The 24,512-nt window shown below is 46.7% G+C and carries 19 protein-coding genes; 10 read left to right on the top strand and 9 right to left on the bottom strand.

The genetic code is table 11. The features are described 5' to 3' along the window. The first annotated feature begins 6 nt into the window (after positions 1–6). From GZ78_RS00115 to GZ78_RS00125, 3 genes are all read left to right on the top strand, one after another. Entirely contained in the window at positions 7–1,236 is a 1,230-nt protein-coding gene (locus GZ78_RS00115; protein ID WP_034831778.1) for an OprO/OprP family phosphate-selective porin, read from the top strand. Between the two features lie 115 nt (positions 1,237–1,351). Further along, complete coding sequence (locus GZ78_RS00120) at positions 1,352–1,831, top strand: GNAT family N-acetyltransferase (protein WP_034831779.1); 480 nt, start codon at positions 1,352–1,354, stop codon at positions 1,829–1,831. Positions 1,832–2,115: 284 nt separating this feature from the next. Further along, on the top strand, positions 2,116–2,967 hold the full coding sequence (locus GZ78_RS00125; protein ID WP_034831781.1) for a CvfB family protein: 852 nt from the start codon (positions 2,116–2,118) through the stop codon (positions 2,965–2,967). Between the two features lie 65 nt (positions 2,968–3,032). Here the strand turns inward: GZ78_RS00125 and mmsB are convergent, their stop codons facing one another. Both mmsB and idi read right to left on the bottom strand, forming a co-directional pair. After that, entirely contained in the window at positions 3,033–3,932 is a 900-nt protein-coding gene (gene mmsB, locus GZ78_RS00130) for a 3-hydroxyisobutyrate dehydrogenase (protein ID WP_034831782.1), read from the bottom strand. Between the two features lie 80 nt (positions 3,933–4,012). Beyond that, positions 4,013–4,651 carry an isopentenyl-diphosphate delta-isomerase gene (gene idi / locus GZ78_RS00135; RefSeq protein ID WP_236631444.1) on the bottom strand — a complete coding sequence of 213 codons (639 nt, stop codon included), beginning with the start codon at positions 4,649–4,651 and terminating at the stop codon, positions 4,013–4,015. A gap of 382 nt (positions 4,652–5,033) precedes the next feature. Here idi and hpaR point away from each other — a divergent pair, with 382 nt between their 5' ends. The 3 genes from hpaR to GZ78_RS00150 all read left to right on the top strand — a co-directional run bounded on the left by hpaR (position 5,034) and on the right by GZ78_RS00150 (position 7,092). Then, positions 5,034–5,456 (top strand): homoprotocatechuate degradation operon regulator HpaR, encoded by a 423-nt coding sequence (gene hpaR, locus GZ78_RS00140; protein WP_034831784.1) that lies wholly within the window; start codon positions 5,034–5,036, stop codon positions 5,454–5,456. A gap of 394 nt (positions 5,457–5,850) precedes the next feature. Then, positions 5,851–6,327, top strand: a complete 477-nt coding sequence (locus tag GZ78_RS00145; RefSeq protein WP_034831786.1) for a peroxiredoxin — start codon at positions 5,851–5,853, stop codon at positions 6,325–6,327. A gap of 339 nt (positions 6,328–6,666) precedes the next feature. Further along, positions 6,667–7,092 (top strand): cupin domain-containing protein, encoded by a 426-nt coding sequence (locus GZ78_RS00150; protein ID WP_034831788.1) that lies wholly within the window; start codon positions 6,667–6,669, stop codon positions 7,090–7,092. A gap of 119 nt (positions 7,093–7,211) precedes the next feature. Here the strand turns inward: GZ78_RS00150 and hutH are convergent, their stop codons facing one another. The 5 genes from hutH to GZ78_RS00175 all read right to left on the bottom strand — a co-directional run bounded on the left by hutH (position 7,212) and on the right by GZ78_RS00175 (position 13,203). After that, positions 7,212–8,732 carry a histidine ammonia-lyase gene (gene hutH, locus GZ78_RS00155; protein WP_034831791.1) on the bottom strand — a complete coding sequence of 507 codons (1,521 nt, stop codon included), beginning with the start codon at positions 8,730–8,732 and terminating at the stop codon, positions 7,212–7,214. After that, positions 8,732–10,408, bottom strand: a complete 1,677-nt coding sequence (hutU, locus tag GZ78_RS00160; protein ID WP_034831794.1) for a urocanate hydratase — start codon at positions 10,406–10,408, stop codon at positions 8,732–8,734. The genes hutH and hutU overlap by 1 nt, the downstream gene beginning before the upstream one ends. A gap of 366 nt (positions 10,409–10,774) precedes the next feature. Then, complete coding sequence (locus GZ78_RS00165) at positions 10,775–11,332, bottom strand: hypothetical protein (RefSeq protein WP_034831795.1); 558 nt, start codon at positions 11,330–11,332, stop codon at positions 10,775–10,777. 16 nt (positions 11,333–11,348) lie between these two features. Continuing rightward, complete coding sequence (locus GZ78_RS00170) at positions 11,349–12,473, bottom strand: M48 family metallopeptidase (RefSeq protein WP_034831797.1); 1,125 nt, start codon at positions 12,471–12,473, stop codon at positions 11,349–11,351. A gap of 16 nt (positions 12,474–12,489) precedes the next feature. Then, entirely contained in the window at positions 12,490–13,203 is a 714-nt protein-coding gene (locus tag GZ78_RS00175) for a hypothetical protein (RefSeq protein ID WP_034831798.1), read from the bottom strand. Between the two features lie 324 nt (positions 13,204–13,527). Between GZ78_RS00175 and hutI the strand changes: the two genes are divergently transcribed. The 3 genes from hutI (at position 13,528) to GZ78_RS00190 (ending at position 17,289) form a co-directional block, all read left to right on the top strand. Then, positions 13,528–14,769, top strand: coding sequence for an imidazolonepropionase (gene hutI / locus GZ78_RS00180; RefSeq protein WP_034831800.1), 1,242 nt, complete (start codon positions 13,528–13,530; stop codon positions 14,767–14,769). Positions 14,770–14,875: 106 nt separating this feature from the next. Further along, positions 14,876–15,850 carry a formimidoylglutamase gene (hutG, locus tag GZ78_RS00185; protein WP_034831802.1) on the top strand — a complete coding sequence of 325 codons (975 nt, stop codon included), beginning with the start codon at positions 14,876–14,878 and terminating at the stop codon, positions 15,848–15,850. Positions 15,851–16,182: 332 nt separating this feature from the next. Next, entirely contained in the window at positions 16,183–17,289 is a 1,107-nt protein-coding gene (locus GZ78_RS00190; RefSeq protein ID WP_034831804.1) for an acyl-CoA desaturase, read from the top strand. Positions 17,290–17,351: 62 nt separating this feature from the next. On the opposite strand, the gene GZ78_RS00195 is transcribed toward GZ78_RS00190, so the two are convergent. Together GZ78_RS00195 and GZ78_RS00200 are read right to left on the bottom strand one after the other, a co-directional pair. Continuing rightward, on the bottom strand, positions 17,352–17,615 hold the full coding sequence (locus GZ78_RS00195; protein ID WP_051785669.1) for a PepSY domain-containing protein: 264 nt from the start codon (positions 17,613–17,615) through the stop codon (positions 17,352–17,354). A 78-nt stretch (positions 17,616–17,693) separates the two neighbouring features. Then, on the bottom strand, positions 17,694–18,896 hold the full coding sequence (locus tag GZ78_RS00200) for an MFS transporter (RefSeq protein WP_034831805.1): 1,203 nt from the start codon (positions 18,894–18,896) through the stop codon (positions 17,694–17,696). A 323-nt stretch (positions 18,897–19,219) separates the two neighbouring features. Between GZ78_RS00200 and GZ78_RS00205 the strand changes: the two genes are divergently transcribed. Next, positions 19,220–24,502, top strand: coding sequence for a hypothetical protein (locus GZ78_RS00205; protein ID WP_034831807.1), 5,283 nt, complete (start codon positions 19,220–19,222; stop codon positions 24,500–24,502). Positions 24,503–24,512 lie beyond the last annotated feature (10 nt).

Here is a 24,512-nt window from a genome sequence, read left to right on the forward strand (position 1 = left end):
TGAACAATGAAAACAAAACCTTCATCGAGCCGCTCTTCGACCCCAGCCACGGCTATTCCGTTTTCAGGTCGAATATTTAACCCACTCTGCTCTTCACTTTTCATCAGTTGTTTTCTCATCGGGGTAGCTTCTGCCAATAATGAGGCTCAAGACAGCAGTCACTTCAGCTATGGTGAGAAAGGCATTCAGTTTCAACATGGAGATTTTAAATTAACACTGGGAGCCTTGTTGCAATATGACTGGTATAGCGCCAGGGGTGATCGAACCGTGATCCCGGCCAATGGAAATGACTGGCGTGATCAAAGAGTGTTTATCTCAGGCAGTTACGGAACAAACTGGAACTTCAAATACAATTATGACTTCAACAGCATCTCCCACAAAGATGCCTGGCTTCAGTTCAACCCCTGGAAACTGACCCTGGGACAATTTAAATCGCCCATAGGCCTGGAAAACCAGCACAGTTCACGTTTCTGGACATTCAATGAGCCCTCAATGCTGACTACGCTGGCCCCTCAACGATCTGTTGGCATCATGTGGCAACCTCAGGTAGGAGAAGGCACCTTTACTGCAGCCATTCAAAAAGCCAATATCAATGATGAAGTCAGTTACAGCAAGCAACCCATTAGAACCAGCACCCGCCTGACCTGGGCACCTGTTCAGGAACCTGCAGAGACCCTTCATCTGGGTGCTTCACTGCAATGGGTAGATTTTAATGACGACCGTCGTACAGTCAGCCTGGGAGTCCACCCGGAAGCCAAGAATGAAGATATCCCGAAACTGGTTCGTACGGGTAAAATCAAGGCAGAAAGTAAACAGGTCGGCGGACTGGAAAGTGGTTACGTCAATGGTCCCATTGCCCTGCGAGGTGAATACCTGGTCACCCGCCTGAGAGATGAGAACCTCTCCGACACTTATTATTTCCAAAGCGCCTATCTTCAGGCCAGCTATTTCCTCGATGGTGAAACTTACATTACCTACAACCCGGCGAAAGGCGTGTTTAGCAAGCCCTCTAATGTCAACCAGCGCTGGGAGCTGGCAGCCCGAAGTTCCTGGACTGACCTTGAGGAGTCCACCATCAAAAGAGGCAAAATGACGAATTACACACTCGGTCTGAGCTATTATTACAACCTCAACCTGCGCTTTACCCTGAACTACATTCACGGGGATATAGAAGACGGCAAAAAAGGCGACGAAAAAATCAATTTAGTCACCTTCAGGACCCAACTGGCATTCTAATTCACCTACTCAAAGCCTGGTCAAGAAACTGGCCAGGCTGCTGTCTATACAAAATCAGTCATGCAAAAATGACCCACTCGACCTCCTGAAAACATATACGACCAAAGTCATCTTTATGCTAGAAATACTTGTCGCCGATTATACTAATCCTGACCACGGTCAGGCCATTATCGAATTGCTTGACCACTACGCCAGAGATCCCATGGGTGGGGGAGAGCCGTTAAACAGCTATTCCAGAGAGCATCTGATTCAGGAATTAGCCAAACGACCTTTTGCTTTTTCAGTGCTTTGTCTGGTTGATGACCAACCAGCGGCCCTCGCGAATTGTATCGAAGGCTTTTCTACTTTTGCCTGCAAACCTTTGATCAATATTCATGACATGGTTGTCAAAGAGTCGTTTCGGGGCCAGAGCCTGTGCACAAAACTACTGGAAAAAGTTGAGCAAGTCGCCACAGAAAAAAACTGCTGTAAAGTCACTCTGGAAGTACTGGAAGGCAACCCTACGGCACAGGCTGCCTATCGGAAATTTGGTTTTTCAGGCTATGAACTGGATGACAGTCACGGGCAAGCTCTGTTTTGGGAAAAGAAGCTCTGACAAGCCTGCACGTATACCCTTTAGTACAACAGCCCTCTTCACGGGGGCTTCCAAAGGTTTCCCGGCTGACAATCACTTCATAAAAAAGCTCGAATTAAAAGATGAATTTCTGGGTATTGCCAAACAGGGTGTTATATACTCCCGCTCCCTCTGATATTTGACCTCAGGAGCCTGACCAGAAATAGACATCCCCGTCTAAAACCATTAAAGAACAGTGATCGATCTACTGAACTTTATGCTCGACTTTCTGTCAGACTCTTATTCTTTCGCTCAAAGGAGCCGTTATGCCTGAAAAGTACGTTAAAGTTGGCCAGAAAAATCGTCTGAAAGTCGTCGATAAAGCAGGCTTCGGCGTATTCATGGAAGGCAAACAGTTTGATGAGATTTTGCTACCCAAAAGGCATGTACCTGAAGACTGCGAAATCGGGAATGAACTGGATGTGTTCGTCTATTTGGACTCTGATGATCATCTGATCGCGACAACAGAAACACCTCTGGCTTCTGTCGGTGAATTTGCATTCCTGAAAGTCAAAGAAGTCAATCCTGTAGGCGCTTTTCTGGACTGGAACCTGGGCAAAGACCTTTTGGTACCTTTCAAGGAACAAAAAGTCAGAATGCGTGAAGGCGGAAACTACGTCGTCTATCTATATCAGGACGAACAAAGCCGAAGAATTGTCGCCTCCTCCAGATTGCACCGCTTTATTGATGAGACACCAGGAAAATATCGCCAGGGCGAATCCGTATCCTTGCTGATTCATGACAGAACAGATCTGGGTTATATGGCGATCATCAACGGCCAACATCAGGGGCTTCTGTTTGACAAAGAACTGACCAGCCCAGTGAGAATAGGTGACAAACTGGACGGCTTTATCAAACGTATTCGCCCAGACGGAAAAGTTGACCTCAGTATCACAAAGCCAGGATTTAATCGGGAGGTCGTGGGCGATCTCGGCCAGAAGATCCTTGATCAATTACAGGCGGCAGGAGGCTACCTGCCTTTGAACGATAGAACGGATCCCGCCGAAATCAAAAAAGCATTTGGTGTCAGCAAGCGTACTTTCAAGATGGCCCTGGGCGGACTGTACAAACAACGATTGATTCAGATTGAACCTACAGGCATTCGAATAAACGATTAATATTTGATTGGCTGAACAGGAGCCCGCGCTTCACAATACGATTGGAGCGCGGAAGACAATCTATCTCAATTTTCCGGCCTGAGACTCTCAATAGCCTGAAATATACTGGAAAAGTCTTTTTTCCCCATTCCCTGGGAAACATGGCGGTTATATAAAGCATAAGCGAGCCCACCCAGAGGGGTCACCGCATTACTGCCTCCAGCTGCAGCCATAGCCAGCCCCAAATCCTTCAACATTAACTCACTCATAAAACCAGGTTCATAATCCTTGGAAGCCGGAGCATTCTCCATCAAATCAGGATAAGGGTTATACACCTCAAGCGCCCAGTTTTTACCTGAGCTGGCCAGCATAATGTCAGACAGTACCGCTGGATCCAGACCATTTTTAGTACCGAGGTTGAGCGCCTCGGACGTACCAATCATCAAGATCGACAGCAGCATATTGTTACAAGCTTTCGCCACCTGCCCAGCCCCTGGCCCACCGGCCAGAAAGACATTCTTACCCATATCCAGAAGCAAAGGCTTAACCCGGTCAAAAACGGCTGGATCGGACGCTCCGCACATAAACGACAGAGTACCTGCAGCAGCTCCAGCCACACCACCGGATACCGGAGCATCAACCATCGACTTGCCTTTTTCGGCAGCTGCCGCCGATAACTTTCTGGCAGTATCAGTATCAATAGTACTTGTATCGATGAAAATGGCAGAAGCAGGAACGGATTCCAACAGCCCCTGAGTAAGATAAAGACTTTCTACATGCTTGCCGGCAGGCAACATTGAAATAACAAATTCAGCCCCAGAGCAAGCCTGCTCAGCACTGGCCGCTGCTTTCGCACCCTGACTGGCCAACGCTTTCACCGCTTCAGGAACAAGATCGAATACACTCACCTCATGGCCGGCCTTGACCAGATTAGCCGCCATGGGAGCTCCCATATTTCCAAGACCAATAAAACCAACAGTTGCCATGATCTGCACTCCCGGGTGTTTGTTGTTGTCAACTCAGGCTAATCATTCAGATGCAGATATCATTATATGCTGGATTCAGACTAAAACTTCAACCGGTGAATCTCACGATCTGAAGCCTTTTTCAGCGCGACAGGATCATCCAGTACGGACCACCAGCCAAAAAGGAAGTGTTCTGATATCAGTCTGAACCAGGGAGCTACTGAAACCGGTTCTTTCCCATCAGGCCTTGAAAGCATTTCTGATAGCTGCTCAGGATTAAGCCACTGAACTTCTGACACTTCATTGGTATTGATGGCCAGCTCAACATCAGCGCGAACCACCAGAATATAGTCCAATTCTTCCTCAACCCACTCACTGCCTGAATCGGCACGATAACGAACTTTTGTCATCATCAGAAAATCATCTTCTGACAAGGTCTCTACCGGTATTCCGAGCTCCTGATTTAACTTTCGAAGAGCCGCTCTCTTTACACCCAACTCATTTCGAGACTCTAGTTCCGATGAGACATAGTGAGGATGCGAACAGCAGGTATTGGCCCAGCAATCGGGAAAAGTAATCTTACTGCTGGCCCTACGCTGAACCAACAACTGACCTGATGGGTTGAATAGAAGAACACTGAAAGCTCTGTGCAACACTCCCGGAGCTTTGTGACTGGCCAGCTTGCTGGCACTGCCCAGCACCTGGTCATTCTCATTCACCACTATCAAAGGCTCATTCATCAAACTCGCCTGGACCGAGTCATCACGGCTGGACGCCTGATAGTCCCGAAATTGTCTACAGTCCACTTTCTTTGCTCGATCCTTCACTGACTCAGCACACACAAAAACACCCCAAGCGATCATTTTTCACACAAACAGAATAGACGAAGCGTAATTTCAGCATTATCGAATCAGTATTTATCCAAATCTGATATTTCCAGCAATACCCAACAGGAAAGCGTGCGTTCCAGCTATATACCCCTTTAGAGGTATAAGCAAAGCCTTCCCAATATTTGTCCAGTACGAATAAATACCATGTGATTAATTGCATCATTGTCTTGATTATCCAATACAAGATGCACACAATCCGCCTTTCATAGTTATTAGCTGTAAACTTAAAAAAATGCGTAAGTACGAAGACTCTCTACCGCTCAAATTACTCAAGGCCAGAGAGGCTGCCATGAGCTTCTTCCGTCCCATGCTTCAAGAGCACTCCATTACCGAGCAACAATGGAGAGTGATGCGGGTTTTGAATGACGCCGACGAGATGGAAACCAAACAGCTGGCTGATGCTTGCTGTATCCTCAGTCCCAGCCTGACAGGCATTATCCAAAGGCTTGAACAGCAGGATTATGTCAGTCGCCGAAAGTCATCAGAAGACCATCGACGTATTCTTATAAAAGCCACTCCAAAAGCCAAGAAACTGCTGGATGAAATGGCGCCTATGGTGGAAGACAGCTATAGTCGACTCACTCACGGCCTGAGTCAGGAAAAAATGGAGCTGCTGAAAGATCTGCTGGATGAAGTCAGCGTTCTCACCAACTGAAACCAGGCTTAGAGATTATTGATTTTAAAATGACAACAAAGTTCCCTGCATAAAGGCATGCAGTGTACTCAGACGTATGACTAGGAGGCTGACCGAGAATAGACAGCCCGGCCTAAAATCCAGAAAGAACGGCCATCTTTTTCACTGAATTTGCTTAAATAGGTCAACTATTCGCACAAATTCAGTGAAAAAGCTGACTCGTTCTACTGAATTTTATGCTCGGACGCTATTCTCGGTCAGCCTCCTAGTGAAACAGCCAAGAGATTTATTTCCTGATCACTGTCGGTGATGAAATAATTTTCGGGGTATAGTTACCTGAGCCTATGCGCGCCCTTTTTGCCAGAGTAATTTTGCATATTTGCATATAAGTGCCTTTCAGACTCAGGAGAGCAACATGATTAAGCAAGGTGACAGACTACCCTCTGTTGATATCACTGTGATCAGTGGTGATGAACAGAGTACAACACCTGCAGATGCATTCTTTGCTGACAAAAAAGCAGTGCTTTTTGCTGTACCCGGAGCTTTTACACCAACATGCTCCAATGCCCATCTACCAGGCTATGTTGCTCTGGCTGATGACTTTAAGGCGAAAGGTATTGATACCATTGCCTGCCTTTCTGTCAACGACGCTTTTGTTATGCAAGCCTGGAGCAAAGACCAGAATGCTGGTGCCATTACCATGATGGCCGATGGTGATGGCGAGCTAACTAAAGCCCTGGGTCTGGAAATGGATACAGGCAGTTTTGGTGGACTGAGATCCCAACGCTATGCCATGATTATTGACCATGGTGAAATCACTTTACTGAATGTTGAACCACCTAAAACATTCGAACTCAGCAAGGCAGAAACTCTTCTGGCAGCACTCTCCTGAAATCGCCGGGCGATAATATATCGCCCGACCTTTTAAAGCCACATTTCATACAAGGTTATTCTTTTCTTTTATCATTCAAAATAGTTAATTTATTCACTGGCCTTTTGAATAAACCATCCCTCTTTACTAAGCATTAGACCAACAGCTATTAAGAACGATTAATAAGTTTATTAGGCAACAATTCAATTAATAAACAAGTTTTCTATATTCTTAAGAAAGCTATATTCACTACTTATGGATTTCCTATATCAACGCTGCTAGCATCCCCTCAACCTGATCAGGCCAACATTTTCTTACCCTTGATGAATAAATTAATAATACCCTCGGAGTAACGTCATAATGAAGACAGCCTTTAAAACCGCTGCTCTGTTTCTGGCTCTTGGCAGCTCTTTTGCCTTTTCCGCTGATCAGTCCTCTACTGAAGTACTGGCTCACAGTAATACCAGCTGGGATGGAACACCGCTGAAAAGTGTCCACCTTGATAATCCTGAAGTTCGTGTACTCCGGATTGCCATTGCCCCCCACTCAAAACTTCCCATTCACAAACATCCGGTTATTAATGCAGGCTATCTTGTGAAAGGTGAATTAACCGTTGTACGCTTATCTGACGGTAAAAAGTTAGAAATGAAAGCCGGCGATGCTCTGGTTGAGATGGTTGATGAATGGCATTACGGTGAAAACAATTCTGATGAGCCTGCTGAAATTGTGGTCGTCTATGCCGGTAATGAAGGCCAGGCCATTACTGTAAAAAAAGAAGAACAGTAATTCAAATAATTTGATATAGAAAAATCTCTTTAATCAAAAGCCATTAATACATTTTGCTTTAAGTAGGAAAGAGCCTTTCACTGGACTCTTTCCATTTCTAATGTTATTAACTCTCTACCTTATAAGCTGGGTAATAGCCCTTTGGGAACAAACATATTCAGGGAACCACTGGTAATTAACTCCCCTGCTTTTTCAATGTCCGGCGCGAAGTAACGATCCTGATCATAAAAAGGCACCTGTTCTCTTAATAGGAACATGACTTTTTCCAAAGCCTCCGAAGTAGAATAAGGCTTTCTCAGATCAACCCCCTGCCCTGCCGCCAACAATTCAATACCCAGAATCGCTCCCGTGTTGGCATTAATCTCCCGCAGTCGGCGAGCACCATAAGTTGCCATAGAAACATGGTCTTCCTGATTAGCAGACGTCGGTATGCTATCGGTGACTGAAGGATGAGACAGACACCGGTTCTCACTCGCTAATGCCGCCGTTGTATTATGGGCAATCATAAAGCCAGAATTAACACCGCTGTTCTCGACCAGAAACGGTGGCAATCCACTCAGGTGATGATCCACCAGCAAAGCCACCCTTCGTTCACTGATTGCCCCGATTTCACAGCTGGCCAGAGCTATCGCCTCTGCCGCCATTCCCACAGGCTCTGCATGGAAATTACCCCCCGACAACACCTCATCATCGTCTGCAAACACCAGTGGGTTATCGGAAACCGCATTGGCTTCTACTTCCAATAATCTTGCAGCATGACGCAACTGTTCCAGACAGGCTCCCATCACCTGAGGCTGACAACGCAGTGAATAGGGATCCTGAACCTTATTACAATGCTCATGGGCATGCTCTATTGTACTGTGATCCAATAAAGCCCGGTATGCGGCTGCGACTTCGATTTGCCCCGACAGCCCCCTGGCCACATGAATACGTTCATCAAAGGGTCGTCTGCTCCCCATAGCGGCCTCAATAGAGAGACTGCCTGTTACCACAGCCGATGCCAGAAGATCTTCAGCACCGAACAACCCCTCCAATGCAAACGCTGTGGAGGCCTGGGTTCCGTTCAAAAGCGCCAGCCCTTCTTTAGGTGCAAGCCTTAAAGGTTCAATACCGGCTTCCGTCAGCGCTTCTTCAGCAGAAACGGTTTTTCCCTTCACCCTGGCCAGACCTTCACCCAACAACAAACAACTCATATGAGCCAGTGGTGCCAGATCGCCACTGGCACCGACAGAACCTTTCTCAGGCACGCAAGGCAACACATTCTTATTAATCAGCGTAACCAGAGAATCAACCAGTTCAGGCCTGACACCAGAATAACCCCGAGCCAGGCTATTGATTTTTAACACCATCATCAAACGAACAGTGTTGTCTTTCATCCAGGCTCCGACACCGGTCGAATGAGAAAGAACAATACTGCTCTGGAGCTGTTCCAGATCTTCTTCCGCAATTCGAGTGCTGGCCAGCATGCCAAAGCCCGTATTGATGCCGTATACAACCTTGTTCTCGCTGACGACCCTTTGAACACACTCAAGGCTTTTCTGAATATTCGAATAGCAGCTTTGATCCAGCTCAATTCTGGTCTGAGACCGGCTCAATTCCCGCAACTGCTGCAGAGTCATCTTTCCCGGAGTAATTTGCATCAGAGTTCCTCCATCGGTAGATGGAGGCCATTTTCCCGAGCACACTCTCTGGCGAGTTCATAACCCGCATCGGCGTGCCTCATAACCCCCGTGCCCGGATCATTCCAAAGCACACGAGACAATTTCTCTCTGGCCGGCCCGGAACCATCTGCAACAATAACGACACCGGCATGCTGGCTGTACCCCATACCGACACCTCCTCCGTGATGCAAGCTGACCCAGGTCGCACCGGAAGCTGTATTCAGTAGCGCATTCAATAATGGCCAGTCAGACACTGCGTCACTGCCGTCTTTCATGCTTTCTGTTTCACGATTGGGGCTGGCAACCGAACCCGAATCCAGATGGTCTCGACCAATCACGACAGGTGCCTTCAGTTCTCCGCTGGCTACCATGTCATTAAATGCCATACCCAAACGGGCTCTGTCTTTCAGACCTACCCAGCAAATGCGTGCTGGCAGACCCTGAAACTCAATTCTTTCCCGAGCCATATCCAACCAGTTATGCAGGGAAGGATTATCCGGAATCAGCTCTTTCACCTTCTGATCGGTTTTATAGATATCTTCAGGGTCACCGGATAAAGCGACCCAACGAAATGGGCCAATACCCTGGCAGAACAGAGGACGAATGTACGCAGGAACGAAACCAGGAAAATCAAAAGCATTTTCAACGCCTTCGTCTTTCGCCATTTGACGAATGTTGTTGCCATAGTCCACCGTGGCTGCACCACGCTGCTGAAACGTCAGCATCGCCTTAACCTGATCAGCCATGGATTGCTTGGCGGCTTTTACCACTTCAGCCTCATTGACCTGACGCTCGCGAGCCGCTTGATCCATTGTCCATCCTCTGGGCAAATAGCCATTCAGAGGGTCATGAGCGGACGTCTGATCAGTCACAACATCCGGTGTCACGCCACGAGCCACCAGATCAGGAAACACCTCTGCAGCATTGGCAAGAAGGCCTACTGATACCGCACGACCTTCAGCATGAGCCTGATCAATAAGGGCCAGAGCTTCATCCAGCGTACGGGCCTTTTCATCGAGATAGCGGGTGTTCAGACGGAAATCAATTCTGGATTCATCCACTTCACAGGCCAACATTGAAAAACCCGACATAGTGGCAGCCAATGGCTGTGCCCCACCCATACCACCAAGACCACCGGTTAGAATCCACTTACCTGTCGCCTGCCCATCAAAGTGCTTATGAGCCATGGCGACAAAGGTTTCATAAGTACCTTGAACAATCCCCTGAGAACCGATATAGATCCATGAACCTGCTGTCATCTGGCCATACATCATCAACCCCTGACGATCGAGCGCATTAAAATGCTCCCAGTGTCCCCAATGAGGCACCAGATTGGAGTTGGCAATCAAGACTCTTGGAGCCCCTTCGTGAGTTCTGAACACGCCCACGGGTTTTCCTGATTGAACCAGCAGGGTTTCATCGGGCTTGAGCCCCTTGAGTGTATCGACGATACGGTCATAGCACTCCCAGTTTCTGGCTGCCCTGCCAATACCTCCATAGACCACCAGGCTCTGGGGGTGTTCCGCCACGTCCGGATCCAGATTATTCATTAACATTCGCAGAGGAGCTTCTACCTGCCAGTTACAGGTAGAAAGTTCTGTACCCCGTGGTGCACGGATAGTACGAAGAGGATCAAACCGATTGCCTTGACTCATGAAAGGGATACCTCACGATGTCTGATGCCTATAGCGATCAATAGCTTTTGAAATGCCAGTAAAACCATTTCATTCTTTTGGAAGTCATGGATTCAGGGATGGCAGGATTGTTGAGAGTCGCCGACACGATTTGAGCAGCAACCCTCCTGTTATTTTTGTTCTACCGAATCCAGTGTACTGGGAGACAGTTCATTTTTGCAGACCCCATAAAAGTATGAGCCCACGAGAAAACTCTACCACAGGGTTTTGAAGTCTGGTTATTCTCTTTTCCAAGCTCATGAACTTCACAAGATGTTTTTGAGTCTGAGGAAAAAGTAGCTGAGATCAGGGCTAATGTCCTGATCTCAGCAATCAATAAATGGTAAATCACAAAGTTTCGAAGCTTTTTACCATCTTTTCAAATTCAGGGAGGTCTCTCTCAAAATAGTGAAGTTCAGGAGCTGAATAGGAAAGCTCATAAAACCCTTTACTGGAACTCAAGCCATAAGTAACGGTATTGATTTTCAGCCCTCTGGAAGTCGTAGTTTGCAATAGCATGCGAAACGCAGCATGTCCTGAAAGGTTGACTGGCTTAATATCAAGCTGATGAACATTCAGGCCATCTCTAGCCTTTTTGAAGGCAGCCAGATAATAGTCTGCCAATTCAATAGGCATCATTTCTTCGGAAGACGTTTTTTTAATGCCCTCGAATGCTTTCTGGTGATCCAGCCTCTGCATCATAACTTTTTGCAGGTGCGGACCTTCTTCTGTAAGAAAAACAGCATTCTGATTGGGTCCTTTTACCCAACCTAATGGCGCCTCAATTTTAAAACTGCCATCGGGACTAACCAGATCTGACTTTTCAACCACGCTCCAGGTAGCACAGCCACTCAACATACTGATGACTGAAGCTATAAGAATCGCTTTTACTCCTGATTTTTTCATTATGTAAATTCCTTATTTAAAGCATTTCCAAATATTGTTTAATAAAAGGGCCATCTGTACTTTCAGGCTCCAGTTCAAGATATTTTTTCAAAAAGACTTTGGCCTGTGAAAAATCTTTTTCCTTATAGCTAAGCAGCCCCATCGCCTTATAGGGAGGGGCATAGTTTTCATCAAACGTCATCAGTTCTTTGTAGAGAGCGATAGCCTTACCCTTATCATCAACCTTATCTCTCATTCTGAATGCTTCAGCCAGAATGTACTGATCCGTTTCATCATATAAAGCCTCCTGAGAGGGCGCTTCGAAAGTGGCAATAATCTCGCTATACCGCCCCGTTTCCAGCTTATTTTTCAGCACTTCTTTTCTTAAATGTTCGACGTGCGACTGATAGCGGTCTGCGTGAATATCTTTACCACGAACTTTGTCGTCTTTTTCCTGAAGTTTCTGAAAATGCTCAATCCTTTCTTCCATGGCTGGATGAGTAGAAAAAAACATAGGTCGTTTGACCTCACTGGCCCTTGCTTCTCTGGCCAGAGCCTCAAAAGCTACTGTCGACTGTGAAGGATCGTAGCCCGCCTCAACTAAACGAATATAACCCTCATCGTCTGCCTCACGCTCCAGATCCCTGGAATAACCAGTAACCGTTGAAGCCAGCCCGACACTGCCTAAAAGAGGAAAGCCTGCCAGCATGGTTGCTGTAGCAAAAGCCGAGGTCATCTTCCTGACTTCTCTCTGCTTCATTGAATGTCGATTAATGTAATGAATACCTTCGTGCGCCAGAACAGCAGCAAGCTGAGCCTCATTCTCCATAGCTGCAATAAGACCCGTGTTGACATAGACTCCGCCATTGGGAAGTGCAAAGGCATTCAGAACAGGCTGTTTCAGCACATAGACCCGAATATTTCCTTTAAATTCGGGATAGAGCTTGTCCATGATGCCCTGCAAGTAGACCTGTAAAGTTTCATTACCATAAACACGACTTGAGTTTTTAAGCTGCTTTTCGTAACGATCAGCAGAATGCCAGAGCCTGTTTTCTTCCCCTTCTGCTTTAGCAACATCTGCTGAGCTATAGGGTTTAATATGGCTGGTAGAGCAACCAGCTATAAGCATGGTGCTTACAACAGCTAATGCTTTCCATTGCATGTTTAATCCCTCAAATTCAAAGTGACGGAAAGGCACTCAATGTCTGCTCTACCATGGACTTAGCACCCTTATCATCTTTCAAGGAAATGGAAGTGCTCAATGAGGTATTCGTCCAGATGACATCACCGGTCTCCAGATCTATTAAACCGGTATTAAGAACGGCATGCCCACCCGGGATAACTACTCCTGCAGCAGCAAGTAACACGGCGGTCATGACTCTCCCCCCAGAGGAGACAAAATCCGCACCGAAAGTCAGTAAGACACTATCTGCCCCTGACTTTTCTTTCAAAAAGCTCAGACCTGAGCCCAACGTATCGTCTGGACTTTCAGTCTCAGATTTAAAAGCCTCAATATTAGTGATAGTCAGCGCATTACCCGCCACTAAATCATAAAGAACAATATGCTGGTTCAATATTGCTTGCTCTTCCTCAGTCAATTCTGGCATGGGAACCCAACTGACTTTATTCAGATGACTGTTCATATAAGCTTTTAGCTCGCTGTCGACCAGCTTTTTTCCTTTATCAGTCCATTCAGGGACTTCTTCAACTGAACCTACACCCAGCTCTTTAACAACCACATCGGAGGGAACGATCAGGATTTTTTTAACTTTTTCCCGCTCGCTTTCTGAGGAAGAATAAGAATGATGAACATTATTCTGGACGGTGGTTGCCGCACAACCTCCCAATAAAAAAGCCGTGAGTAATACCAACGCTGCTCTGAATGAACGCATGAAATGTCCTTTTTCTGTTTTATTATTATCTTTAAATAGTCGTACAAAATACTATCGACGCGCTTAAATCTCAAGATTGTGTCAGCAGAACGTAAAACCTTTTCTCAAAAGAGCCTTCTATTTCCGAACCCAGCCCAGGCGCCTGACCGAGAATAGGCAGGTCGGCCTAAAATCCAGAAAAAGTGGCCTCGTTCTACTGAATTTTATTCTTGACCACTATTCTCGGTCAGAACCCTAGAGTCATAAGACATTGACAAAAAGAGGCCATATCATAAAGTGAATGAGATCACTTCGGCATACACCAGACACTGACTGGAACACTCCATGACTAAAGTAACGGGCACCTGCGATTTACTGATCACCCATGTCCATATTGCAACCATGGATCCTTCTATGGGAACGGGTCATTACGGAGAACTTTTAGAGGGTGCCATAGCGATTGATCAGGGATTGATTCAGTGGCTTGGAGCAGCAGAAGCGTTACCAGCCAATCTTCAGCCAAAAGCCACCCTCGATGGACAGGGTCAGTGGTTGATGCCAGGCTTGATCGACTGCCATACCCATCTGGTTTATGCAGGAGATCGCTCCACTGAGTTTGAGCAACGATTGCAAGGCAAGAGTTACAGTGACATTGCCCAACAAGGGGGCGGGATTCTGTCAACGGTCAATGCCACTCGACGTTGCAGTCTGGATCAGCTGATCGAACAGTCCCGACCTCGCCTTGAAGCGCTACTTTGTGACGGCGTTACCACTCTGGAGATCAAATCCGGTTATGGCCTTAATCTCGAGACAGAGCTGAAAATACTGCGAGCAGCCAAAGAACTGGAGCTTCAATACCCGGTCAGAATAGAAAAAACCTTTCTGGGAGCCCACACCTTGCCACCGGAGTTTTCAGGTCAGGCTGACCGCTATATAGAAGTTGTCTGCGAAGAAATGCTCCCCGCCATTGCAGAAGAAGGTCTGGCGACTGCGGTGGATGTTTTCTGCGAAAACATTGCCTTTAACCTTTCACACACTGAAAAAGTCTTTCAAAGCGCCAGATCCCTGGGTCTTCGAGTAAAACTTCACGCGGAACAACTGTCTGATAGTCGAGGGACACAATTAGCAACGGCTTATGATGCACTTTCTGTTGATCACCTGGAATATCTCAGTAATGAAGGAGTGAAAGCACTGGAGAACAGCACAACAGTTGCTACATTATTGCCAGGCGCTTTTTATTTTCTTCAAGAAACTCAGCGTCCTCCTGTTGAAAAACTGCGTGCGTCCGGCATACCCATGGCGCTGGCAACAGACCTGAATCCCGGTACGTCTCCCTTTACTTCACTGCGACTGATAATGAATATGGCTTGTACACTGTTTGGATTAACACCTTCAGAAGCATTAGCCGGAGTGACCATACATGCAGCCAGAGCACTGGGATTGCAGGACCAGGAGGGTATGATCAAAAAAGGTCATACCGCCAACCTGACATTGTGGCCCATTCAAAGTCCGGCCTCACTGGCAGCCAGCCTCACCGGAGAAACACCTTCACTCACTTTTTATCGTGGTGAAGCCAGGGTCAACTAACCTGAAACACCAACAGCTTTGAACCGGACGTACCGCCTTCCCGGATCAATGTATTGTTGCAGAGCAGTAAGGGGCGGTATTTCACACGACAAGAGTGTCCATTTCCATGTCTGAGCTAATACCTGTAGAACCCAATATCTGGAACGGTCGGGTCGACCATGATGGAGACTCACAACTGACACAGCGCTGGCATCAGAAGATAAAACCCTACACAGAACATTCAGGTTCCAGTGGCCTGGGCCTGTTAGGACTGGCTTGTGATGAAGGTGTCAGGCGTAATCATGGCAGAGTAGGTGCCGCCAAAGGGCCGGATCTGATTAGAAAATGTCTGGCTAATCTTCCCTGGAATCGGAACGATGACCTGTTTGATCTGGGTAATGTGCATTGTCAGGATGGTGACCTTGAAGGAGCACAGACTCAATTCAGTCAAACACTTGTTAAAGCACTCAAGGAAGGCATGCTACCCGTGGGCCTTGGCGGCGGACACGAAATAGCCTGGGGAAGCTTTAAAGGCCTGGCCGATTTTCTGACCCAGGAACACAAGACGCCCAAGGGATTGAATATTGGGATTATCAATTTTGATGCGCACTTTGACCTGAGAAAGCCTGAAAAGGGAGCCAGCTCAGGAACACCTTTCTGGCAGGTAGCCCAATTCTGTGAGCATCAGGGTCTTGATTTTCATTACCTGTGCCTCGGTGTCAGCCGCAGCAGCAATACCCCGGCATTATTCGAACGGGCCGATGAACTTAATGCAGCCTATATTACTGACGACCAGATACACAGGGACAATCTCGACTTCCTGATCGAAGAAGTGACCTGCTTTACCTCTATGGTGGATCACGTTTACTTAACCATTGACCTTGATGTTTTCCCACCTTATCAGGCACCCGGTGTCAGTGCTCCAGCGGTCAGGGGCATTCCTCTGGACATAACAGCCATCCTGCTTCACACCATCAAGCAAAGTGCAAAAGTCAGGGTGATGGATATTGCCGAATACAACCCTGAATTTGATCATGATCTTCGCACAGCAAGGCTGGCCGCCTGGCTGATTAACCAGCTGACTGATCAGCCTGTAGAATGAAGAAAGACCCGGCTTTGGGGGTACCATAATTAAACACTGGTATCAGAAGTCTTCTGCCCCAAAGCCTGTATACCCATCGCCTTTCAAGATGCTACGTTGTTGCCAGCGTTCGCTCACCCTGATCACCTACTACTTGTAGGCTCACAGGGTTTCGCTCACTTGTCGCCTAGTAGCATCTTGAAATCCAATGGGTATATATCTATGAAAGACAAAAGCTTTTCTCTTTCCTGTCATTACAGGCCACATAACTAAGCAGTAAACAATACACCTTAACAGCGTAGAAACATTGTGCGAGAATCCAGATTCCTTGATGAAAACTATATGAGCGCACAATGGAGAAACCCCGTCGTATTTGGGTGACCACGTTACTTTTTTCGATCACATTTGTGGCCATGGTTACCCTTGTTCCCTGGTACGGTTTTACCCATGGCTTTGAACTCCGTGAATGGATCGTTGCCGGATTAATCCTTATGTTCAACGGCACGGCCATTACTGCGGGCTATCACCGCCTGTGGTCTCACAAAGCCTATCAGGCTCATTGGTCCCTGCGCCTCTGGTTTGCACTCTGGGGAGCCATGGCCACTCAGAACAGCATCATGAACTGGACCTCCGGTCATCGTCGCCATCATGCCTTTGTCGATGATTATGACAAAGATCCCTACTCTGCCCGCCGTGGCTTCTGGTTCTCACACATCGGCTGGATGTTGCGTGACTATGACCCAAAAGCTGGTGACTTTTCCAATATCAAGGACTTGCAAAGAGACCCCATTGTCGTCTGGCAGCAAAAATATTATGTGCCACTGGTTCTATTGATGAATGTGGGTGTTCCGGCGTTGATCGGTTTCCTGATGGGCGATGTTGTCGCCATGCTGCTGCTGGGGGGAGTATTAAGGCTGGTACTGAGCCATCACTTTACTTTCTTTATCAACTCTTTGGCTCATATCTGGGGCAAACGTCCTTACACTGATAAGAACACTGCCCGTGACAACGGCTTCCTGGCTTTGGTGACCTGGGGTGAGGGCTATCACAACTACCATCATATTTTTCAGTATGACTATCGTAACGGCATTCGGTGGTGGCAGTTTGATCCAACCAAATGGCTGATTTATGGCTGCTCAAAAGTTGGCCTTACTGACAGCCTGAAACGTGTCAGCGATTACCGGATTGAAAAAGCCAGAATCGACATGCAGTACAAGTACGCCAGCCAGAAGCTGACTTGCCAGATAGCACTGCAAAAGCTGGAAGAACAGTATGAACTGGTGAGCAACACCTGGCATGACTGGAACAAGTTACGACAGCAGTGGGTAGAACACAAAGCAGAAGAGCTTAAACATAACTGGGAGAGTTCAGAGCTTCATAAACAATACGAAGAAATGAAATCATCCATGCAAGAACAGCAAAAACGCTGGCAGCTTGCCCGGGCTGGCCTGTTAACCTGATCAGGGTCCAACCTCTGCACATTCAGGGTATAAGGACACCCTTATACCCTGAATATTACAGATCAGTCATCGGGACGGTCTGAAACCACTTCACCACTATCAGGATTCACTTTTAACGCTCTCTTCTCACTGCCTTTATAGGCTTCCACAACCCACAACCCATCATTCATAGAGACATCAACAATCGGTCGATACCCCTGACCCTCAAGCATTTTGATAATATGCGACAAAGGCTTGGCAACGGGAACCGGAGGCTTGGCAAAAGAAGAAGTACAAAATGCCATGAACATGGCCACTAAAAAGAAGAAGGTCTTAGATTCCATCATACACTCCGGTGACCGCTATACACCTGAAAAAAACTAACTTCACGGCAATCAGCATAGCCCCTAACAGTGCTAAGCAGACTATTTTTCGATGGACTTTTGCCCTGAAAACAACGGCATTAACACAGATGAAATAACCCATGACAATAACAATACAGCCGTCATGAGGGCAGCTACATTCTGGGAAGAATCATAGAAGACAGCCACCAAACCACTGCCCAACGTGTCACACATTAAATGCAGAAAAATCTGACCACTGTTCGCTACACCTGCCCGATCCGGATTTAAATAAACGACAGCAATTCTATTACTGGTACAGAAACAACCATTAACGATCAGCAACACTGACACAGGAATAAACCAGGCTACCAGACTTTCAGGCCAGATATAGACACTGGCAAGAAGAACAAGACAGGAACACAACAATAATCGGTAACTGATGAGCATCAGGCTCTCTACCGGATAATGCTCAACCAGTTTGCCCGTCGCAATACTGGCCAGAAACTGCAAGAAGCACTTGATTCCATAGAGATAGCCAAATGCCAGAGAACTCAACCCAAAATAATGCATGTACAAAAAGGCTGAAGAGGTCATATAAACAGCAAATGCACCGTTGACAACAGCCCCCTGAATCAACAACTGTCGGTTTTGAGCTTCTTTAAATAGATCAAGGTATTGGGCTATCCATGTAGACTTTGATTTTCTTTTCTCTACCGGTAAGGTTTCTGGAAGAAAAGGCACAAACACTAAAACCAGGATCAAGCTGTAGGCAGCTTCAATATAAAACTGCATGGACCAGCCATATCGGTCATAGATATGAGCACCCACAGTCGGACCCAGAACGGTCGCACCAATATAAACAGCCGCAGACATGGCCATCATTCTCATGGCCCCGGCCCCATCCATTACATCCCTGATCATGGGATTAGCTACCGCAAAACAGGTTGCTAACCCAATCCCCTGAACACCTTTCCCAATCAACAACATTTGCAGTGAATCCATCTGACTCAGGATCAGGCAGGCAACAATATTGATTAGCAAGCCAATAATCAGCACTGGCTTTCTACCGTAGCGATCCGACAATGGACCAATCACAAGCAGAGAAGCCATCGCTGTCATCATGAGAAAGGTCATTGACAACTTGGCCACTGAAGGAGAAAAACCAAGACTTTTGGCCATAGCAGGTAAAGCGGGCAAATAGAAAGTATATGCAAGAGAAGGAATCGCAATAATCAAGCTAACAACCACACAAGAAAAGCGATTATCACCAAAGTTCCACTTCAAACCATGACCTCAGATTACGAATAACCAGACCTTTATTGAGCAATAATGTGCTCGCCATTCAGGATAATGCTAATACTAGTTAGGTATGAAAAGTTCGCTCAACATTCAGCAGAGTATTCACACGAAAGTAAAATAAAGATTTACAGTCATATTCCAATAAAGACTGGTCTACTCTAGAAGGTTCATAAATATAAATTTCATAGCTGTTCAACGGTTCACAAGACACCTGATAGCAAAGCCGAAGGAAACCTTCTTCAGGCAGAGCATCAATAAATAATGACTGAACTTACAGCGGTACATTGACTGAATTAATGTCGGTATCTATGACTCTATTAGTAAAGGTCGCTTATTCTGTGCCCTTCCTTTTCCTGTTCCTGTACTGTAAAAACTGGAACAAATACTCCAGTTTCATTGTTATCGCTCTACTCACGTTGCCCCTATCCTCTCATGCCTCTGACAGCCTTCTGGAAAATGTCGAAAAGGTTAAAAAATATGAAGACTATTTCAGAATGCTGGGAGAGATTGCCCGAAACATCAAAGAGTACTCTTCCAGCAACAACCGATACTGGCGAGTTCATATACTGCGCTCCCAAAAAGATCAAAACGAATATATGCTGATTGATCCTGAGCTGAGCTCAACTCCTGCCGAAACCCCTCTGGGAGCATCGCCCGTACCCTCAAACATACCGGAGATTTCACCCTTCTCAGGCGGCACTCCATTGGTAACCAGCAATCGCTTTTTTCCTTCCTGGCGCATTGATAGCGAAGCCCATTCATTGGTCAGTGGTCCCGCCTTTCAAAGAGTGGGGCCCTCCACGTTCAAACAACTGGCAACGGGTGGCAACCCCTTTACCTTCTCTGCGAACGAAGAGACTTTACTCAGTGTAAGAATGAGAATACAAAATCATACAAACGCAGAGTCCAAGCCTAAACAAAGAACCTTTATTCTTGTACCTAATCCTGCTTTACAAGCACTCAACTCTCGGAAAAAGCCCAACAAGACCTTTTTTTGCCATTATATCAACAGTAAAGGTTCAACCTGTGAGGTCTGTGTAGAGTTTGAGACTCTGGAAGACAAAAAAAGCATTCATGATCTCAGAACAGCCAGCCACTTTTATGACCATGGAAATGCATTCAACAACCCTATTGAACAAGAACTGTCAGGTGCTGACTTTGCTTCCTCGCTGACAGATGATGACTATCTGAGGTTTCTCGAAGTCTTTGAACGAAATGTCCAGGGTGAATTCCTGAATGTTCAGGATGGTATGAGCATAGACGTTACAGAAGAATACAAAACCATTGGTCATGCCCATGCAAGGGTCATCGGTAGAGGTCAGTTCTCTGTGGTGTTTGCTCTGGACAATGTTTTGCCCGGACTCGCTCTTAGACGATTTCCTGGCTACATGGACAGAAAAGATGCAGACAATTTTCTACTCACCCACGAAGCAGCGCTCACCCTCTACAAGGAGCTGGGTGTTAACCTCGAAACGACCAGGCTATTGAGAGTAAAGGCGAAGGAAGGGTACACCATCTATATGATCCAGCGTCATCTGAGAAAAGATGAACTGGCTGAAACATTTATCGAAGGCCTTCTTGATTATGGCCCTGCAGACATTGCCATGGAGATAAAGTCTCAGGGTAGCAGGGGCGAAGTCCATAAAATGGGATACGCTGAAGCAGTGAGCCGGATACTCCATGCGGTCATCGCCGCTATCTATAACAATCTGGAAAAACTGGGCAACGAAGATTGTGCTCACCGAATCTGCTGTGACGCCAAACCCGATAATTTTGGTGTCGGCTTTTCATACCGCAAAGAATGGAAAAGAAACGACCTGTATCTCCGGGACGTTATCACCCAGGCTGACCTGACGGACTTTCACCCCTGCTCCCTGGTCCTGTTCGATCAACTGTTGTTCGATGGCGGACCGGAAGCGGCCATGTTAACGCACATTCTGGGCTACAACCCTTACCAGGTCTATCAGGAGAAAATTAAAAACTGGGCCGACGCCAAAAAACTGGTTGTAAAATCTCTGGCCAACATTGCCTATCACGCTGGCGACATGGCCCATGAGATCATGCCAGAACTGGTGGATAGAACGCGTATAATGCTTTTGGATAAATGGCAGACCAACCCAGAACTCAACCGACGCTATATGGAGTATCTGCATCAGGCCCCCATGCAAAGGGTTGACACGAACAAACTGCCACTGGAGCGCCTGTTCTTTGACCCCGATGAAATTACGGCTGAAAGTGTGATCCAGTATCGAAATAACAGTTCCAGAAACAATCTCAAGTTAAAGCTGCATCACTATCTTTTAAAACTGGCCAGAGAAATGCGGCCTGATCAGTTTCATCACCAGCTCTACCTGCCGGTTGATTACCAGCAAGACTGGTGGCTGCGAGTGGTTGATAAAAAATACCGCGTAGAATTCACTGAGGCACTTGAAAATCGATTTTCTGAGATGGAAAACAACCAACTTCCTGATACAGAACCCAATATGACTGCCAGCAACACTCTGAAAGCTCTGGTTGATTCAGTGGCAACCAATCCATCACTGGTGGACGAAGCCAAACTCAACAGACTACTCAACTGGCATGTGGCTGCAGGAAAAATACCCGACCATGCCCCAGAATCATGGAAAAAGCATGAAAGAGAGTTAAAAAAAATCGAGAGGGACCACCTCATTCGAAGAGTCAATCGCTTTTACGCCAGCCAACTAAAGAGCCTGCATATGAATCCCTGGCCGGACATATCTTTTGAGGAGTTACTTGAGACTCACCCAGCCGGTGCCATTGATATTTTTAAGGACAGCCTGGAAGCTTTCAAAAATGGATTTAGCAAGCTGCAACAGCTTTTCTGGTTTCACTTGGTAAACCAGCACCGCCCTGACCTGCCTGAAGAAGAGCAGAAACAATTCGATGACATCAAAAAGGATAAATGGATTCAGTGGGTCAACAATAAGTATTCAGAAAAAATCAGCACTACTTTAGTCAAAGCTTTTGGACAGAAATCTTTCGAAGATAAGGTGCCACTCCTGACCAATGATTCCCTGCTGGAAATACTGACCCGGGAAATTTTATCCGATCAGAGTATCACTTTGTTTGAGGGCGAAGTCATCAATATGGATGAGCCAGACTCAGTGGAAATGGAGACCGATGTACCTGCTCACCACCCTCCGCATACAAGAAGAAAAAGAAGCAGCACGTTTACCAGTCAGCAGTCAACGCACATAGAGCTTACCCGACCAACCCCGGATAGCAAACTACTGCCAACCGGCTACTCCTCCGGGACACTGACCCGAAAAAGCCTGACCGAACTGATGAAAAAATGGGGTGTCAACCCCATGGATATTCTCCGGGCAGAAGCCACAACCTTTCCTGAAGCCTACAGCAAACTCAAATCCCAGAACTGGGCGAGAGCTTTGGACAGCCTTAACCTTTTACTGCCTTTCACTGCTGTCTACCCGCTGCCAGAAACCGTCAGGTTGCGCTTACCACCCCGGACTTATGAACGCCAGTACCTGGCCAGAGAGCTCAACCTGATCCCCAGTCATGATAAAGTACAGTTTCCCAGCTATACCAACAGGGACACAGTGTTACAGGCTATCAAAGAGGTCATGGAACACCGAAACACCAACCGGGAATCCAAACCTCTGGTGATCATTGACCTGTCCTCCTCTGTCGATGAAATGATTTCAGGTGCTGCTTATCACACCACTCCTCCTCCCTCACCACCCAGAATAATTGTGATTAAATCCGTCTTGCATCGTAACGGGATCGGAGAAAAAAGCCAGGTAACACAACAATCCGTTCCTGTTCAAGAATTGAACCAATGGATTAGTGAACACAGGAACTACGACTACCTGCTCAGAATTTTAAGAGTCCACAATGAGGACCAATGGTTCACCCTTAAACTGCCTGAACCTATCAGAACAAAGAAAGAAAAAAGAAGCACCCCTCCAGAAAAGGATGAATCCTCAAGCTCCCAGAATGCTCTCTTATCACCCCCCGCAAAACGGATCAAACTGGAAAACCTGCCTCTTAATTCTCTTGAACAGCAGGAGCTGGAACAACAGGGAGTCACTGAATTGTCAATGGAGGAGTTGACGCAGCTCAGAGCCAATCAAGCTGAGGCACAGGCGAACCTGCAAAAGATCGAACAGCAGGCTGTCAGAACCCTGAGACAACATTGGTGTCAAATTGTGCCAGTAGCAAGTGACCATTTCTGCCTGTATAACAGCCTGGTGCATCTGCTGAACATGAGACCTGAAAGTGCAGGGAAAATCATCGAACATATCATTGTTCTGTTAAAGAAGCTGATACAGAATATGCCTTATGCCACTCACGGCCTTCACGATTACGTGGTGGGAGGTTTATTCAGAAACATTATTTTTCTGGCTTTGAAGAACAGTGCCATTAGAAATCATTTGCTTTCCCAGCTCAGAAACATGCTTTCGAATACAACGCCTCAACTGAGAATGTTACTCAAAAAATTCCTGAACGACCTCCAACTCCCACCCCATCTTCTGGGGCAGCTTAACCTGGACTATTACAACATCCTTGAGAGCATCGATCATATGGGCACAGATGAACTCTGGGATATTTTTAATCAGATGATCATCAATGCTGAAAATAATACGACTCTGAACCTGTTGCTGGCCAACCTGATAAACCAGCTGGGTGGAGTTGCAGGACAAGCTCAACACACTCAACTCATCAATGATCTGATCATAAACCTGGAGCATCAATGGCACCACGATAATCACCCACTCACTCCTCACATGCTGTTTCTGGGTCTGGGTGCCCAGGCTCTTAATAACCTCATGAATAATCCGACACAGGCTGGTTTTCAGATGCTGCAAGATTTAATGCCTCTGCAACCAGGACATCATATGTGGGGAGATAACAATGTCATTGAACAACTGTTGATGCCTTTACTTCAGGCTGCCAATACACCTCTGAACGTTATGATTGTAGCCCCTGCCATTCACAACCCTCAAAACCCACTGGGTGCCATGTTTATACCAGCAATGGCGGGTAACCCTGCACTGGGCGTTATGCCACAACCCACCGATGATTTTCAACAGATCATGGGATGGCTGAATGACCCGGATACATTAACGCTGTTTCATGGCAACCTGCAAACACCCTTGCTCCCTCAGAATATGATGAATGCAGGAACACACTGGGAGCCTGTAGTAGCACCAACACAACAACCAACGGCTTTAGCTCCGCCAGCAAACTTAGCCCCTCCAGCCCCTTTTCCTCAACTTGTTTTCCCTACAACAGAAACAACGGGCCAAACCACTGAACAACAGCCAAAAGTACCAGGCAGTGTCATGAACGGTGACGAGATGGACATAGCTGTAGAACACCTGCCACCTGACTTCGTAAATTTACTGGCGACTCTGCCTCCCATCAACAACGAAGGACTGCAAAAACTTTTAAAACAGGAGCCTGACCCCGTTGAAGCCAGTCTTGAGGCTTTCAGTCAGTGTATTCAAAACACTTTAGGGATACCCTGCACCCAGCTTGAGGCGGAGTACTGGCTTCAATGGCTGATAATCACTCTCACTCTGGTCCTCAGTAACTACTCAAGCAGTTGATGCGAATAAA

This window comes from Endozoicomonas numazuensis (genome assembly GCF_000722635.1).
Classification (GTDB): Bacteria; Pseudomonadota; Gammaproteobacteria; order Pseudomonadales; family Endozoicomonadaceae; genus Endozoicomonas_A; species Endozoicomonas_A numazuensis.

What these genes read in the sequence shown, in the direction of transcription:
- hpaR (WP_034831784.1), top strand. Translation starts at nt 5,034, where the DNA reads ATGCGTAAGTACGAAGACTCTCTACCGCTCAAATTACTCAAGGCCAGA.
- GZ78_RS00165 (WP_034831795.1), bottom strand. Translation starts at nt 11,332, where the DNA reads ATGAAAAAATCAGGAGTAAAAGCGATTCTTATAGCTTCAGTCATCAGT.
- idi (WP_236631444.1), bottom strand. Translation starts at nt 4,651, where the DNA reads ATGAATGAGCCTTTGATAGTGGTGAATGAGAATGACCAGGTGCTGGGC.
- hutU (WP_034831794.1), bottom strand. Translation starts at nt 10,408, where the DNA reads ATGAGTCAAGGCAATCGGTTTGATCCTCTTCGTACTATCCGTGCACCA.
- hutG (WP_034831802.1), top strand. Translation starts at nt 14,876, where the DNA reads ATGTCTGAGCTAATACCTGTAGAACCCAATATCTGGAACGGTCGGGTC.
- GZ78_RS00150 (WP_034831788.1), top strand. Translation starts at nt 6,667, where the DNA reads ATGAAGACAGCCTTTAAAACCGCTGCTCTGTTTCTGGCTCTTGGCAGC.
- GZ78_RS00195 (WP_051785669.1), bottom strand. Translation starts at nt 17,615, where the DNA reads ATGATGGAATCTAAGACCTTCTTCTTTTTAGTGGCCATGTTCATGGCA.
- GZ78_RS00115 (WP_034831778.1), top strand. Translation starts at nt 7, where the DNA reads ATGAAAACAAAACCTTCATCGAGCCGCTCTTCGACCCCAGCCACGGCT.
- GZ78_RS00175 (WP_034831798.1), bottom strand. Translation starts at nt 13,203, where the DNA reads ATGCGTTCATTCAGAGCAGCGTTGGTATTACTCACGGCTTTTTTATTG.
- GZ78_RS00125 (WP_034831781.1), top strand. Translation starts at nt 2,116, where the DNA reads ATGCCTGAAAAGTACGTTAAAGTTGGCCAGAAAAATCGTCTGAAAGTC.
- GZ78_RS00145 (WP_034831786.1), top strand. Translation starts at nt 5,851, where the DNA reads ATGATTAAGCAAGGTGACAGACTACCCTCTGTTGATATCACTGTGATC.
- hutI (WP_034831800.1), top strand. Translation starts at nt 13,528, where the DNA reads ATGACTAAAGTAACGGGCACCTGCGATTTACTGATCACCCATGTCCAT.
- hutH (WP_034831791.1), bottom strand. Translation starts at nt 8,732, where the DNA reads ATGCAAATTACTCCGGGAAAGATGACTCTGCAGCAGTTGCGGGAATTG.
- GZ78_RS00205 (WP_034831807.1), top strand. Translation starts at nt 19,220, where the DNA reads ATGACTCTATTAGTAAAGGTCGCTTATTCTGTGCCCTTCCTTTTCCTG.
- mmsB (WP_034831782.1), bottom strand. Translation starts at nt 3,932, where the DNA reads ATGGCAACTGTTGGTTTTATTGGTCTTGGAAATATGGGAGCTCCCATG.
- GZ78_RS00190 (WP_034831804.1), top strand. Translation starts at nt 16,183, where the DNA reads ATGGAGAAACCCCGTCGTATTTGGGTGACCACGTTACTTTTTTCGATC.
- GZ78_RS00170 (WP_034831797.1), bottom strand. Translation starts at nt 12,473, where the DNA reads ATGCAATGGAAAGCATTAGCTGTTGTAAGCACCATGCTTATAGCTGGT.
- GZ78_RS00120 (WP_034831779.1), top strand. Translation starts at nt 1,352, where the DNA reads ATGCTAGAAATACTTGTCGCCGATTATACTAATCCTGACCACGGTCAG.